Genomic DNA, 14,787 nt, shown 5'->3' on the forward strand with positions numbered 1-14,787 from the left:
AGGGTCTATAAACGTGAACTGGTTAGAAGCGGCCTTTCTGGGCCTTGTGCAGGGACTGACAGAATTCCTCCCGATTTCCTCTAGCGCCCATCTGCGGATCGTGGGGGCGTTCCTGCCGAACGCCGCCGACCCCGGGGCCGCCTTCACCGCCATCACCCAACTGGGTACGGAAACTGCGGTGATTGTCTACTTCTGGCGCGACATCGTCCGGATTGTCCGGGCCTGGTTCGGCTCACTCACCGGCAAGGTGTCCCGGCAGGACCCGGACGCCCGGATGGGCTGGCTGGTGATCCTGGGCAGCCTGCCCATCATCGTCCTTGGCCTGCTCTTCCAGGACCAGATCGAATCGGTCCTCCGCAGCCTGTGGATCGTCGCCACCACGCTGATCGTCTTCGGCATGATCCTCGCCGTCGCCGACGCCGTCGGCCGCCAGGAACGTGACCTGACCAAACTCAGCTACAAGCACGGCATCCTCTACGGGCTCGCCCAGGCGATGGCCCTTATCCCCGGGGTGTCCCGCTCCGGCGGCACCATCACTGCCGGCCTGCTGATGGGATACACCCGCGAGGCCGCCGCCCGCTACTCGTTCCTGCTCGCGATCCCTGCCGTGTTCGGCAGCGGCCTGTACCAGCTCTACAAGGTGGTCTCCAAGGACGGAATCACCGGACCCTACGGCCTGCCCGAGACCGGCCTGGCCACCGCCATTGCCTTCGTGGTGGGCTACCTCATCATCGGCTGGTTCCTCAAGTACGTCTCCACCCGCAGCTACCGGCTCTTCGTCTGGTACCGCATCTTCCTGGGCCTGGCGCTGTACCTGCTGCTCGGTTTCAATGTCATCAGCGCCTAGCACTAGGCTTGGGTTGTGAAATCCTGGACCTCCCGCCCCGTTCCCCAGCTCCCGGGCAGCATGCCCGCGCTTCGCCTTTTTGATACCACCAAGGGCGGCCTGGTGACCCTCGAGGCGACGGGGGAGCAGTCCATGTACGTATGCGGCATCACCCCGTACGACGCCACGCACATGGGCCACGCGGCCAGCTACGTCGCCTTCGACCTGCTCAACCGGGCCTGGCGCGACGGGCGCCAGCGGGTCGCCTACGTGCAGAACGTGACCGACGTCGATGATCCCCTGCTGGAGCGCGCGACGGCGACCGGCGTGGACTGGCGTGAGCTGGCAGCGAGCCAGATCGAACTGTTCCAGACCGACATGGAAGCGCTCAACGTGCTGGCCCCGGACAACTACGTGGGCGCCGTCGAGGCCGTGCCGCTGATCGTGCCGGCGATCGAATCCCTCCTGAAGCGGGGACTGGCCTACCGGGTGTCCGGCACCGCCGGCGAACCCGACGGCGATGTCTACTACGACGTCGAGGCGGCCGGAAAGCATTCCGCCGAGGCGCGGGACGCCTGGACGCTGGGATCCATCTCCGGGCTTTCGGATGCCGAGATGCTGGAACTGTTCGCCGAGCGGGGCGGTGACCCGGGGCGGGCCGGGAAGCGCCAGGCCCTGGACCCGCTGCTCTGGCGGGTGGCCCGTGAGGGCGAGCCCAGCTGGCCCGGTGGGGAACTGGGGGAGGGGCGCCCCGGCTGGCACATCGAATGCACCGTGATCGCGCAAAAATACCTGCCCGCACCGTTTACCGTGCAGGGCGGCGGGTCGGACCTGGTCTTCCCGCACCACGAGATGGGCGCCGGGCACGCGTACTCGCTGACCGGCGTGCCGCTGGCCAAGCATTTCGCGCACGCCGGCATGGTGGGGCTCGAGGGCGAAAAGATGAGTAAGTCCAAGGGCAACCTCGTCCTCGTCTCCAAGCTCCGTGCCGCCGGCGAAGAACCCGGCGCGATCCGGCTGGCCATCCTGGCCCACCACTACCGCAGCGACTGGTCCTGGACCGAGGAGGGCTTCGCCGAGGCCAAAGCCCGGCTCCGCACCTGGCGTGCCGCCCTCCAGGCCGCCCCGGCAGGCTCGGCCGGACCGCTCGTCGCAGAACTGCGGGCCGCGCTCTCGGACGACCTCAACGCCCCGCGCGCCCTCGCAGCCGTGGACGCCTGGGCCGCGGCAGCCCTGGCCGACGGAGCAGCTGACGGTGCTGCTTCGGCCGCCGACGCGGCACTGCTGAGCGACGCCGTCGACGCGTTGCTCGGCGTCGAACTCTAGCTGGCGCCTCCCCGGCCGGCAGCCCTTAGGGCTTGTCCTTGCCGCGGCGCTTAAGGTAGCGCTCAAACTCGCGGGCGATCGACTCGCCGCTGGCCTCGGGCAGGTCCGCGGTGTCCTTGGCTTCCTCGAGCTGGCGGACGTAGGCGGCGATCTCCGGGTCCTCGGTGGCGAGTTCGTCCACACCGCGTTCCCACGCGTCCGCGTCCTCCACCAGTTCCTGCGTGTCCAACGGAACCTGCAGGAGCTCTTCGATTCGGTTCAGCAGGGCCAACTGGGCCTTGGGCGAGGGCGCCTGCGCCACGTAGTGCGGGACGGCGGCCCAAAGCGAGACCGTGGGCAGCCCGGCCAGCAGGGCCACCTCGGCGAGAACCCCGACAATCCCCACGGGACCCTCGTACTGGGATGCCTCCAGGGCCATCCGCTCCCGCAGCGCGGCGTCGTCGGTCGAGGCGCTGACCGGGATGGGGCGGCTGTGCGGCACATCCGCCAGCAACGCCCCGACCAGGATCACGTAGTCCACCTTCAACGCTTCCGCGTGCACCAGCAGCTCGGCCGTGTAAGCGCGCCACTTGTAGGACGGCTCGGTGCCCTGGACGAAGATGACATCCACGTTGGAGCCCGGCACGCTGGCCTTGAAAATCCGGGTGGAGGGCCACTTGATCTTCCGTTCACCGGATGCGGTGCGGCGGATCGTGGGGCGGGTGAACTGAAAGTCGTAGTACTCGTCAGCGTCAATCGAGCCGACCTTCTTGCCGCCCCAAAGCTTGTTCAGGTAGCGCAACGCATCGCTCGCGGCTTCGCCGGCGTCGTTCCAGCCTTCGAAGGCGGCAAGCATCACGGTGATGCGCTGGCCCTCGGGCACAGGCTGCAGCAGCCGCTCCGGCTCAGGCGTGACGCCCGTTTCCGTGGTCTCTGGCTCGAAGCTATTCATGTGTTCACCCTACGTCCAAGTCACGGGCGCGCGCAGGAAGGCACCCGCCCCGAATACCCTGAAATTCGCCATCGGCGTAGCGTTGGATGCCCCGCCCGGCCCGCACCGTAGACTGAGAGACATGCGATCCACAGCCTCCCAGCCCCTGCTCAAAGCCGCGTTATGGGACATGGACGGCACGATCGTGGACACCGAACGGTACTGGATCGAAGCCGAACACGCCCTCGTGGCCGCGCACGGCGGTCAGTGGTCGCATGAGAAGGCCATGCAGCTCGTGGGCCAGTCGCTGGTCTACTCGGCCGGCATCCTGCAGGACGCCGGCGTGGCGCTGGAGGTACGCGAAATCATCGACACCCTTACCGGGCATGTCGTCAGCCTGGTGCGGGAGTCCGTGCCGTGGCGCCCCGGCGCACGCGAACTCTTGGACGAGCTGCACACCGCAGGCGTGCGCTGCGCCCTGGTCACCATGTCCGAGGCGCCCCTGGCCCGCGAAATTGTCGCCAGCCTGCCCAAACCCTATTTCGAGTTCCTGGTGACCGGGGACACGGTCACGCAGGGCAAGCCGCACCCCGAGGCCTATCTGAAGGCCGTCGAACTCCTGCAACAGCAGGACCCTGAACTTGACCACCGGCACTGTGTGGCACTGGAAGACTCTGCCCCCGGCGTTGCCGCGGCCGTGGCCTCCGGCGTCCTCACCGTCGCCATCCCGCACATCGTGCCGCTGCCGGATGATCCGCGGCGCGCGACCTGGGAGACCCTGGCCGGACGCACCGTCGCGGACCTTGAAGAACTCATCGTGCTCCGGCACGAAGCCACCGGCACCGGAGGGCGGGGCCTTGACTGAACCGTCGGCGCCGCGGCCGAAGCAGCAACCGGAAGAACGTCCCTTTTCGCTCCGCGGCGGGATTCCGCTGGGCCGGATCGGCGGCATCCCCGTCGTGCTGGCCTATTCATGGTTCGCCATCGCGGCGTTCACCGTCATTGCCTACGGCCCGGTGCTGGCCCACAATGACCCCCGGCTGGGCGCCACCGCCTACCTCGTGGCGTTCGCTTATTCGGTGCTGCTACTGATCTCCGTCCTGGTCCATGAGCTTGCGCACGCGCTCACCGCCCGGCTCTACCACTGGCCCACCCAAAAGATCGTCCTCAACCTGTGGGGCGGCCACACCCAGTTCGAAGAATTCACCGCCTCGCCCGGCCGGTCCGTGCTGGTTGCCATGGCCGGTCCCGCCGCCAACCTGATCCTCGCGGCCGGCGGCTGGCTGCTGGTCTCCGGCGGGCAGCTGGAGGGCGTGGCGGACACCCTGGCCAACATCTTCGTCTGGGCCAACCTGCTGATCGGCATCTTCAACGTGCTGCCCGGGCTGCCGCTGGACGGCGGCCGGCTGGTGGAATCCGCGGTCTGGAAGGCCACCGGCAGTCACGAGAAGGGCACCATCGCGGCAGGCTGGGCCGGCAGGATCATCGTGATCGCCCTCGCCGTCTGGTTCGTGGTCCTGCCCCTGCTCAGCGGCAACCGGCCGGACACCTCGCTGATGCTGATCACCCTCCTGGTGGGCAGTTTCCTCTGGATGGGTGCCAGCGCCTCGATCCAACAAGCCCGCTACCGGAGCCGGCTGCACCTGGTCGACGCCGCCGCCCTCGCCGAGCCGGCGGTGGGCCTGCCGGACACCGCCACCGTCCTGGACGTGCTGCGGCACTCGCCGCGCGGGGTTCCCGCCGTCGTGCTCTACGGCCCGGACCAACGGCCGTCCGCCGTCGTCGACGAAGCCGCCGCGGCGGACGTTCCCGCCGCACTGGCCGCCGCAACCCCGGCGACCGCCGTGTCCTACCCGCTGGCCGCGGGCGCCTACGTCAAGGAAGCCGACCGCGGCGCGGAACTGCTGGCCTACCTCGCCCAGCTCGAAGGATCGGACTACGCGGTGGTCAACGACGGCGGAACCGTCACCGGCCTGCTGCGCCAGCTGACCGTGCTCAACGCCCTGACCGGCAAGCAGCCGCCAAGTGCCGCCGGTTCACAGGCCGCCGGTTCACAGGCCGGCGGCGAGGGCCGTGATCAGGACCAGAACCGGTAGAGTTACCTGCCGGTCGTGAATTACCCGGCCCAACGACGCGGGCCGGTGCCAGCCGCCACATCCGCGGCCACCAAGGCTTTACAGGAGCGAGGAAACATCTCATGAGCAGCGACACTGCCGCCAGCGGCACCCCCAACGGGGCCAGCACAGCCGCGGCGAGCACAGCCGCAAACAGCACCCCGGCGCCAGCCACTGCCACAGGCCCGGCAGCCGGCGCTGCGCCAGCGAACGCGCCAACCGGCGCGAACCGGCGCCGCGGGCCGTTCCGCGAAGGCGAGCGGGTGCAGCTCACGGACGAACGCGGCCGGATGAACACCATCAGCCTTGAGGCCGGCGGGGCGTTCCACACGCACCGCGGTTTCCTCAACCACGACGAAATCATCGGCAAGCCGGACGGCTCCGTCGTGGTCAACAACGTCGGCCAGCAGTACCAGACCCTGCGCCCGCTGCTTTCGGACTTCGTGCTCTCGATGCCGCGCGGCGCGGCGGTCGTCTACCCCAAGGACGCCGGCCAGATCGTCACCATGGCGGACATCTTCCCGGGCGCCCGGGTGGTCGAAGCCGGTGTCGGTTCCGGTGCGCTGTCCATCTCGCTGCTGCGCGCGGTGGGGGACAACGGGTACCTGCACTCGTTCGAACGGCGGGAGGAATTCGCCGACATCGCCCGCGGCAACGTCGAAACGATCTTCGGCGGCCCCCACCCGGCGTGGCAGATCAGCCTGGGCGACTTCCAGGACGAAGTCGTACGCACCGAGGCCCCCGGCTCCGTGGACCGGGTGGTCCTGGACATGCTCGCGCCCTGGGAATGCCTCGACGCCGTCGCCACTGTCCTGGCCCCGGGCGGCGTGTGGATCAACTACGTCGCGACCGTCACCCAGCTGTCCCGGACCGCCGAGGCCATCCGCGCCGACGGCCGCTTCACCGAGCCGGACGCCTGGGAATCCATGGTCCGCGGCTGGCACCTAGAGGGACTCGCCGTCCGCCCAGACCACCGGATGGTCGCGCACACCGGATTCCTGCTGGTCACCCGGCGGCTGGCCGACGGCGTCACCGGCATCTCCGTGAAGCGCCGGCCGTCCAAGACGGAATTCGACGCCGAAGACGTCAACGCCTGGACCCCCGGCGCCGTTGGCGAACGGGCGGTCTCGGACAAGAAGCTGCGGCGGGCCGCCCGCGACGCGATCGCCGGCACCAACGTCAAGGACACCCCCGAGGTTACGAACTAGTCCGTATTTCGGAAGTCTTCGGCAGCACCCGCCGACTTGGGGCTATGGTCTTAATAGAAGTACTGAAGGGGCTGATGCATGATGGAGACTCCGAACACCGACCACGGCCGGACGCCGGCGGAGGACGAGGCCCAGGCGGCTGCCGCCGCCGGACGGGCGGAACGCGCGGGGGCGGCCGACGGCTACGCCGCCAATGAGCTGTCCGTCGCCGAACGCCAGGTGAATATCCTGCGCGACAAGCTCCGCCACATCGACCGCCAGCTGGCCGCGGCCACGCAGAACAACTCCAAGCTGGTCGGCATGCTGGAAACGGCCAAGGCCGAGATCCTGCGGCTGAAAAATGCCCTGGACCAGGAAGGTCAGCCGCCGTACAGCTTCGGCACCATCTTGCAGCTGAACCCGAAGCGCCAGCCGGAACCAGGCAGCAGCGGCCAGGCCGCCACCGAAGAGTCCGTGGACATCTTCAATGCCGGACGCAAAATGCGGGTGGGCATCAGCCCGCTGGTGAACCTCAACCAGCTCGCGGTCGGGCAGGAGGTCCTGCTCAACGAGGCCCTGCTGGTGGTGGCCGGGCTCGGTTACGAACGGGCCGGCGACCTGGTCACGCTCAAGGAAATGCTGGGATCCGACCGTGCCCTGGTGGTGGGCCGCGCGGATGAGGAGCGGGTCATCCGGCTCTCCGGCGCACTGCTGGCGCAGAAACTGCGGGTGGGGGACGCGCTCTCGATCGACAGCCGCACGGGCTACGCGCTGGAGAAGATCCCGCGCTCCGAAGTCGAGAACCTTGTGCTCGAAGAAGTCCCGGACATCACCTACCAGGACATCGGCGGCCTGGGACCGCAGATCGAGCAGATCCGCGATGCCGTCGAACTGCCGTTCCTGCACCCGGACCTGTACCGGGAGCACGGCCTCAAGGCGCCCAAGGGCATCCTGCTCTACGGCCCGCCGGGCTGCGGCAAGACCCTGATCGCCAAGGCCGTGGCCAACTCGCTGGCCGCCCGCGCCGCCGAGCGGGCCGGCAAGACGGACATGAAGAGCTACTTCCTGAACATCAAGGGCCCCGAGCTCCTGGACAAATACGTCGGGGAGACCGAGCGGCACATCCGGCTGATCTTTTCCCGGGCCCGCGAAAAGGCATCCGAGGGCAGCCCGGTGGTGGTGTTCTTCGACGAGATGGACTCGCTGTTCCGCACCCGCGGCACCGGCATCTCCTCCGACGTCGAGACCACCATCGTGCCGCAGCTGCTCAGCGAAATCGACGGCGTGGAGCGGCTGGACAACGTGATCGTGATCGGCGCGTCCAACCGGGAAGACATGATCGACCCGGCCATCCTGCGGCCGGGCCGGCTGGACGTGAAGGTCAAAATCCAGCGGCCCGACGCCGAGGCCGCGGCGGACATCTTCAACAAGTACATCACCACGGACCTGCCCTTCCACGAGCAGGACCTGGCCGAGCACAACGGCGACATCCAGGAGACGGTGGACGCCATGATCCAGCGCACCGTGGAGGCCATGTACTCCACCGAGAAGTCCAACGAGTACCTTGAGGTCACCTACGCCAACGGCGACACCGAGATGCTGTACTTCAAGGACTTCAACTCCGGCGCCGTGGTGCAGAACGTGGTGGACCGCGCCAAAAAGTCCGCCATCAAGGACCTGCTCACCACCGGGCAGAAAGGCCTGCGCATCGACCATCTGCTCCGCGCCGTGATCGACGAGTTCCGGGAGCACGAGGACATGCCCAACACCACCAACCCGGACGACTGGGCCCGGATTTCGGGCAAAAAGGGCGAACGCATCACGTACATCCGCACCATCGTCCAAGGCAAGGCCGGCCAGGAGCCCGGAAAGTCCATCGAGACGATGCCCAGCACGGGCCAGTACCTGTGACCGCGTCCCCCGCAGCGGTGTCCGGAGGCCTGCCCCCCGGCGGCGCCATGCGGGTGATGGGCTCGGAGACCGAATACGGAATCCACGCGCCCTCCGCACCGGGCGCGAACGCCACCATGATGTCGGCCCGAGTGATCCAGGCGTACGCCCAGGTGACGCGGCAGCGCGCCGCCGGCGGTGCCGAGACCCGCTGGGACTACACCGACGAAGAGCCGCTGCACGACGCCCGCGGCTGGACCCTGGAGCGGAGCGCTGCCGAACCGGAACAGCTCACTGACCGCCCGCCGGTGCTGGACGCGGAGGCAATCGCCCTTGCCTACGGCCGTGCCGAACTGGACCACGACGGCGAAGACGAGTCCGGCTCGCTGCTGATGAACATGGTGCTGGGCAACGGCGCCCGGCTCTATGTGGACCACGCGCACCCGGAGTATTCCAGCCCTGAAGTGACCAACCCGCGCGACGCCGTCACCTGGGACGCGGCGGGGGACCTCGTGGCGCTGGCCGCGGTCCGCCGGCTGGCCGCTGACCCGGACCTCCCGCCGATCAACCTGTACAAGAACAACACGGACAACAAGTCGGTCTCCTACGGCTCGCACGAGAACTACTTGATGCCCCGCTCGGTCCCGTTCGGTGAGATCGTCCGGGGGCTGACACCGTTTTTCGTCACGCGCCAGATTATGTGCGGCGCCGGACGCGTCGGCCTGGGCCAGGACAGTTCCCGGCCCGGCTACCAGATCAGCCAGCGGGCCGACTTCTTCGAAACGGAGGTCGGGCTCGAAACCACCATCCGGCGCCCCATCATCAACACCCGGGACGAACCGCACGCGACGGCTGACAAGTACCGCCGACTGCACGTCATCATCGGCGACGCGAACCTCAGCCAGGGCGCGAACTTCCTGAAGTTCGGCAGCACCGCCATAGTCCTGAGCCTGATCGAGGCGGGCCTTGCGCCCCGCGTCGAGGTCCCCGAGCCCGTGGCCGCCCTGCAGGCGGTCAGCCACGACACCTCCCTTACCGCGACGCTGCGCCTGGTCGACGGGCGCCGCGTCACTGCTCTGGACCTGCAGTGGATGTACTTCGAGGCCGCCGCCAAGCTCGCGCAGGACACCGGCGTGGCGGACGCCGTCGACGGCGACGGGCATACCCATGGCGTGCTGGAGCGCTGGTCCGCTACCCTGACCGAACTGGACAGCGACCGGGCGGCCGCGGCGTCGACCGTGGAGTGGCTGGCCAAGCTCTCCCTGCTCGAGGGCTACCGCCAGCGCGACGGACTGGAATGGTCCGATGCGCGGCTGGGGCTGGTGGACCTGCAATGGGCCGACATCCGCCCCGAAAAGGGCCTCTATCACCGGCTGCTGGCCCGCGACCGGATGCAGCGGATCGTCGACGACGAAGCGATCGCCCGGGCGGTCACCGAACCGCCGTCGGACACCAGGGCGTTCTTCCGCGGCCGCTGCGTCAGCCGCTTCGGCACCGACCTTGTGGGGGCGAGCTGGGACTCGGTCATCTTTGACCTGCCCGGCCGCGGCAAGCTGCAGCGGGTGCCGACCCGCGAACCGCTGCGCGGCACCGAGGCCCTGACCGGGGGCCTGTTCGCCCGGCACCGGGAGGCCGGGCCGTTCCTGGCGGAGCTCCTGGGGCTGCCACCCGGTTCATAGGCCCAAAGACCCCCCGCACGGGGTCCGGGCGTGGCAATATGGCTTACAGGATGTCCTGTGCAGGAGGGGACAGCCAGTGGGATTAACCAGTGGGATAGAAGGAGAAAAACGATGGCAGGCCAGGAGCAGCAGCAGCCGCAGTCCCGCGACACCGAGGTCGAGGAAGACATCCCCGCGCCTCCCGCGGCACCCGAAGCGCAGGCCTCGGCCGCGACCCAGGGCGTGGACGACCTGCTCGATGAGATTGACGGCGTGCTGGAGTCCAACGCCGAGGAGTTCGTCCGGGCTTTCGTCCAGAAGGGCGGCCAGTAGCCCGCCCGGGCCGCGGCCGCCAGCGAAGGAGGACCGGAGCTGCGCATACACAGGGCTGAACGCCGGAAGTCGTTGATCCACTACGTTGAGGGAGTGCACCAGTGCAGGAAACATCAGCCAACCAGGTAGCAGCGAACGCGACGTCCTCATTCACCGAGCACCTGCAGCGTTCACGGCCCGAACTGCTGCCGTACAACGCCCTCCCGCCCGGCTCGCCCTCCGGCCCGGCCGCCGCGCCGCTCCAGACCCCGCACGCGACCACCATCGTCGCCATGACCTACGCCGGGGGAGTGCTGATGGCGGGGGACCGCCGCGCGACCATGGGCAACGTGATCGCCAGCCGGCACATCGAGAAGGTGTTTCCCGCTGACCAGTACTCCGTCCTCGGCATTGCCGGAACCGCCGGCATCGCGCTGGACATCACCCGGCTGTTCCAGGTGGAACTCGAGCACTACGAAAAAATCGAAGGCACCCAGCTGAGCCTGGACGGCAAGGCCAACCGGCTCGGCGCCATGATCCGCGGAAACCTGCCGATGGCTATGCAGGGCCTCGCGGTCATCCCGCTGTTCGCCGGATTCGACCGGCCCGCCGGCGTCGGACGGCTGTTCTCCTACGATGTCACCGGCGGCCGCTACGAGGAGCAGGAACACCACACCGTGGGTTCGGGGTCCATGTTTGCCCGCGGCGCGCTGAAAAAGCTCTGGCGGCCCAACCTGTCCGAGGCGGACGCCGTCCAGGTGGCCGTGGAGGCGCTCTATGACGCGGCCGACGACGACTCCGCCACGGGCGGCCCGGACCCGGTCCGGCAGCTGTGGCCGGTGGTCTACACGGTAAGCCGCTCCGGTGCCGTCCGGGTCCCGGAGCGCGAACTCGCCGCGGTTGCCGGCGCCATCATCGAGTCACGGGCCGTGGCCCAGCGGGAGGCCTGAGATGACGCAGCAGTTCTATGTCTCCCCGGAACAGCTGATGAAGGACCGGGCCGACTTCGCCCGGAAAGGCATCGCGCGGGGGCGTTCCGTGGTGGTCATCAGCTGCCGGGACGGGATTGCGCTGGTGGCGGAGAACCCGTCGCCGTCGCTGCACAAGATCGGCGAGATTTACGACAAGATCGCGTTCGCCGCTGTCGGCAAATACAACGAGTTCGAGAGCCTGCGCCAGGCCGGGGTGCGGTATGCGGACGTCCGCGGCTACTCCTACGACCGCGAGGACGTCACGGCCCGCGGGCTGGCCAGCGTCTACGCGCAAAGTCTCGGTGCGGTGTTCACAGCGGAGCAGAAACCCTTCGAAGTGGAGCTGGCGGTGGCCGAAGTGGGGCCCGGCCAGGAATCGGACCACCTGTACCGGCTGACCTTCGACGGGTCCATCGCCGATGAACACGGCTTCGTTGTGATGGGCGGCCAGGCGGACAAGGTTTCCGAAGCGGTTGCGGCAGGCTGGCGCGGCGAACTCGACTTCGCCGGGGCCATCCGGCTGGCCCTGGCCGGACTGATAGCGGACAAGGAAGCCGACGCGCTGCCGGCGTCGGCCGTGGAGGTCGCCGTGCTCGACCGCGGCTCCGAAAGCAGCCGCGGCACCCGCCGCGCCTTCCGCCGCCTCGACGACGCCGACGTCGAGGCATTGCTGGCTGAGGAGAACTGAAATGGACAAGCGCATTTTCGGAATCGAAACCGAGTTCGGAATTTCCTATTCCAGCCCGGAATCCCGCCCGCTGGCGCCGGAGGAGGTTGCCCGCTACCTCTTCCGCAAGGTGGTCAGCTGGGGGAGGTCCTCCAACGTGTTCCTCACCAACGGCTCCCGGCTTTACCTGGACGTCGGTTCGCACCCCGAATACGCCACCGCCGAGTGCGACGACCTCGCGCAGCTGATCGCCCATGACCGGGCCGGCGAACTGATCCTGGACGACCTCGTGGACGAGGCCCAGGAGCGCCTGGCGGCCGAGGGATTCAACGGCACCGTATACCTGTTCAAGAACAACACCGACTCAGCCGGCAACTCCTACGGCAGCCACGAAAACTACCTGATACCCCGCCGCGGGGAGTTCTCCCGGCTCGCTGAAATCCTGATCCCGTTCCTGGTGACCCGCCAGTTGATCGCCGGTGCGGGAAAGATCCTGAAGACCCCGCACGGCGCCACCTTCGCGTTCTCGCAGCGCGCGGACCACATCTGGGAGGGAGTCTCCTCCGCCACGACCCGGTCCCGGCCCATCATCAACACCCGCGACGAGCCGCATGCCGACGCCGAGTTCTACCGGCGCCTGCACGTGATCGTCGGGGACTCGAACATGTCCGAGACCACGGCGCTGCTCAAAGTCGGGACGGTGGACCTGATCCTGCGGATGATCGAGGCCGGTGTGATCATGCGGGACATGCGGATGGAAAACCCGATCCGCAGCATCCGCGAAATCTCCCACGACCTCAGCGGCCGCGCGCTGGTGCGCCTCGCCAACGGCCGGCAGCTCACCGCCCTGGAGATCCAGCGCGAATACCTGACCAAGGTCACGGAATTCGTGGCGGCCCGCGGAGCCCACAACGCTCACGTGCCGCTTATCCTGGACCTCTGGGAGCGCACCCTGGATGCGATTGAAAGCGGCAACACCGCCACCATCGACACCGAGGTGGACTGGGCCATCAAGAAGAAGCTGATGGACAACTACCGTGAGCGGCACGGCCTGGAACTGGACGCCCCGCGGATCGCCCAGCTGGACCTCACGTACCACGACATTTCACGCAGCCGCGGGCTGTTCTACCTGCTGCAGTCCCGCGGTGCGGCCCGGCGCGTCGTCGACGATACCGCCGTCAAGGACGCCGTCGACGCCCCGCCGCAGACCACCCGGGCCAAACTGCGCGGCGACTTCGTCCGGCGGGCCCAGGAACTGGGCCGGGACTACACCGTTGACTGGGTGCATTTGAAGCTCAATGACCGCGCGCACCAGACCATACTGTGCAAGGATCCCTTCCGCAGCGTGGACGACCGCGTGGACGCCCTGCTGGACTCTATGGGCTGATACCCAGCTTTCCGCGTTATTCTGGGGGAGGTGCCGTTTCACGGCGACCGCCTGCTTTGCCGCTGGCAACCGTCCGGCGAAGCGTCCATCCTGCCCCGACGAAAGTTCTTACGTGCGCCGACTATTAGCAATTCTCCTCCCCGGACTGCTGCTGCTCACCGCTTGTGGTGGCGGCGAGCCTGCCGCCCCGGAGCCCACCAGCCAGTCCGCCGGTGAGACCGCGAAGCTGGACTCCCTGAAACTGACCGAGAACGGCGACAAGAAGGCGCCCGGCGTTGAGTTCACCAAGCCGCTCGAGGTCAAGGACCCCACCATCAAGGTGGTCAAGGAAGGCGAGGGCGACCGCGTCAAGGCCAACCAGGTCGCGGACATCTCCATCGTCGCCTTCAACGGCAAGGACGGCTCCACCCTCGAAGACACCTTCGCGAAGGACCCCGAGAAGCTTGAGCTGAACGATGAGCTCAAGACCGGAAGCGCCGTCATCTACAACGCCTTCGTCGGCGCCAAGGTGGGTTCCCAACTGGCCCTGGCCGTCCCCGGCAAGGCCGCCAGCGCCGAGGGCGGCGCCGCCCAGCCCTCACAGCTGCTGGTCATCAAGATCCTCGCCGCCAAGGACGCCCCCAAGGTCCTCGACAAGCCCGAAGGCGACGCCGTGACGCCGCCGGCCGGCCTGCCCACCGTGACCGAAAACGACAAGGGCGTCCCGGTCATCTCGGTCAAGGGCGTTGCGGCACCCAAGGCACTCATCTCCCAGGAGCTGATCAAGGGCAAGGGCCAGGCGGTCAAGGAATCCGACACCGTCACCGTCAACTACGTCGGCGTCACGCTGGCGGGCGGCAAGGTCTTCGATTCCAGCTTCGACAGCGGCAAGAAGGCCACGTTCCCGCTCAACGGCGTGATCAAGGGCTGGACCCAGGGCCTCGCCGGCAAGACCGTCGGCTCCCGCGTCCTCCTGGTCATCCCCAAGGACCTCGCCTACGGCGACAAGGGCCAGGGCGATGCCAAGGGCGACCTCGTCTTCGTCGTCGACATCCTCGGCGTCAAGTAACGACCTGCAGTTTCAGCAAGCCACCCAAGAAGGAGCAACCATGTCATTTGGACAGCGCAACCTCGACCGCCAGAAGCCGGAAATTGACTTCCCCGAGGGCGACGTACCCACCGAACTCGTCATCACCGACCTGATCGAGGGCGACGGCGCCGAGGCCAAGGCCGGCGACACCGTCTCCACCCACTACGTCGGCGTGGCCTGGTCCACCGGCGAAGAGTTCGACGCCTCCTGGGGCCGGGGCGCACCCCTGGACTTCCGGGTCGGCGTCGGCCAGGTCATCCAGGGCTGGGACCAGGGACTGCTGGGCATGAAGGTCGGCGGCCGCCGCCGGCTGGAGATCCCCTCCGAAATGGCCTACGGCTCGCGCGGCGCCGGCGGAGCGATCGGCCCCAACGAGGCCCTGATCTTCGTCGTCGACCTGGTCGCCGTCCGCTAGGGGCGACCCACAGCTCGGACCCCCTCGGCCCGGCCGCGCGGGAGAGCGTGGTAAC

The 14,787-nt window shown here is 68.1% G+C and carries 14 protein-coding genes; 13 read left to right on the top strand and 1 reads right to left on the bottom strand.

Going from position 1 to position 14,787, the window contains the following annotated elements:
• The first annotated feature begins 13 nt into the window (after nt 1-13).
• Together AC1MBE_RS01110 and mshC are read left to right on the top strand one after the other, a co-directional pair.
• Nucleotides 14-847, top strand: a complete 834-nt coding sequence (locus AC1MBE_RS01110; RefSeq protein WP_346958085.1) for an undecaprenyl-diphosphate phosphatase — start codon at nt 14-16, stop codon at nt 845-847.
• A gap of 15 nt (nt 848-862) precedes the next feature.
• On the top strand, nt 863-2,152 hold the full coding sequence (gene mshC, locus AC1MBE_RS01115) for a cysteine--1-D-myo-inosityl 2-amino-2-deoxy-alpha-D-glucopyranoside ligase (protein ID WP_479780238.1): 1,290 nt from the start codon (nt 863-865) through the stop codon (nt 2,150-2,152).
• A gap of 25 nt (nt 2,153-2,177) precedes the next feature.
• On the opposite strand, the gene AC1MBE_RS01120 is transcribed toward mshC, so the two are convergent.
• Entirely contained in the window at nt 2,178-3,083 is a 906-nt protein-coding gene (locus tag AC1MBE_RS01120) for a PAC2 family protein (protein WP_479780239.1), read from the bottom strand.
• Between the two features lie 121 nt (nt 3,084-3,204).
• On the opposite strand from AC1MBE_RS01120, the gene AC1MBE_RS01125 reads away from it, so the two are divergent.
• The 11 genes from AC1MBE_RS01125 to AC1MBE_RS01175 all read left to right on the top strand — a co-directional run bounded on the left by AC1MBE_RS01125 (nt 3,205) and on the right by AC1MBE_RS01175 (nt 14,732).
• Complete coding sequence (locus AC1MBE_RS01125; protein WP_479780241.1) at nt 3,205-3,927, top strand: HAD family hydrolase; 723 nt, start codon at nt 3,205-3,207, stop codon at nt 3,925-3,927.
• Nucleotides 3,920-5,158 carry a site-2 protease family protein gene (locus tag AC1MBE_RS01130; RefSeq protein ID WP_479780243.1) on the top strand — a complete coding sequence of 413 codons (1,239 nt, stop codon included), beginning with the start codon at nt 3,920-3,922 and terminating at the stop codon, nt 5,156-5,158. Before AC1MBE_RS01125 ends, AC1MBE_RS01130 begins: the two co-directional genes overlap by 8 nt.
• A 101-nt stretch (nt 5,159-5,259) precedes the next feature.
• A complete protein-coding gene (locus AC1MBE_RS01135) occupies nt 5,260-6,384 on the top strand; it encodes a tRNA (adenine-N1)-methyltransferase (protein ID WP_479780244.1) in 1,125 nt (374 codons plus the stop codon).
• A gap of 81 nt (nt 6,385-6,465) precedes the next feature.
• Nucleotides 6,466-8,274: a proteasome ATPase gene (arc, locus tag AC1MBE_RS01140; RefSeq protein ID WP_479782714.1), complete on the top strand. Its 1,809-nt coding sequence runs from the start codon at nt 6,466-6,468 to the stop codon at nt 8,272-8,274.
• A gap of 47 nt (nt 8,275-8,321) precedes the next feature.
• Nucleotides 8,322-9,932, top strand: coding sequence for a depupylase/deamidase Dop (gene dop / locus AC1MBE_RS01145; protein ID WP_479782716.1), 1,611 nt, complete (start codon nt 8,322-8,324; stop codon nt 9,930-9,932).
• Nucleotides 9,933-10,043: 111 nt separating this feature from the next.
• Nucleotides 10,044-10,244, top strand: a complete 201-nt coding sequence (locus tag AC1MBE_RS01150; RefSeq protein WP_146337557.1) for a ubiquitin-like protein Pup — start codon at nt 10,044-10,046, stop codon at nt 10,242-10,244.
• A gap of 101 nt (nt 10,245-10,345) precedes the next feature.
• Nucleotides 10,346-11,173 (top strand): proteasome subunit beta, encoded by an 828-nt coding sequence (gene prcB, locus AC1MBE_RS01155; protein ID WP_479780246.1) that lies wholly within the window; start codon nt 10,346-10,348, stop codon nt 11,171-11,173.
• Nucleotide 11,174: 1 nt separating this feature from the next.
• A complete protein-coding gene (prcA, locus tag AC1MBE_RS01160; RefSeq protein ID WP_479780248.1) occupies nt 11,175-11,882 on the top strand; it encodes a proteasome subunit alpha in 708 nt (235 codons plus the stop codon).
• Nucleotide 11,883: 1 nt separating this feature from the next.
• Entirely contained in the window at nt 11,884-13,248 is a 1,365-nt protein-coding gene (pafA, locus tag AC1MBE_RS01165) for a Pup--protein ligase (RefSeq protein WP_479780250.1), read from the top strand.
• 112 nt (nt 13,249-13,360) lie between these two features.
• Nucleotides 13,361-14,296 (top strand): FKBP-type peptidyl-prolyl cis-trans isomerase, encoded by a 936-nt coding sequence (locus tag AC1MBE_RS01170; protein WP_479780252.1) that lies wholly within the window; start codon nt 13,361-13,363, stop codon nt 14,294-14,296.
• A 40-nt stretch (nt 14,297-14,336) separates the two neighbouring features.
• Nucleotides 14,337-14,732: an FKBP-type peptidyl-prolyl cis-trans isomerase gene (locus AC1MBE_RS01175; RefSeq protein ID WP_476915398.1), complete on the top strand. Its 396-nt coding sequence runs from the start codon at nt 14,337-14,339 to the stop codon at nt 14,730-14,732.
• Nucleotides 14,733-14,787 lie beyond the last annotated feature (55 nt).

It is taken from the genome of Arthrobacter sp. BG5, assembly GCF_056680155.1.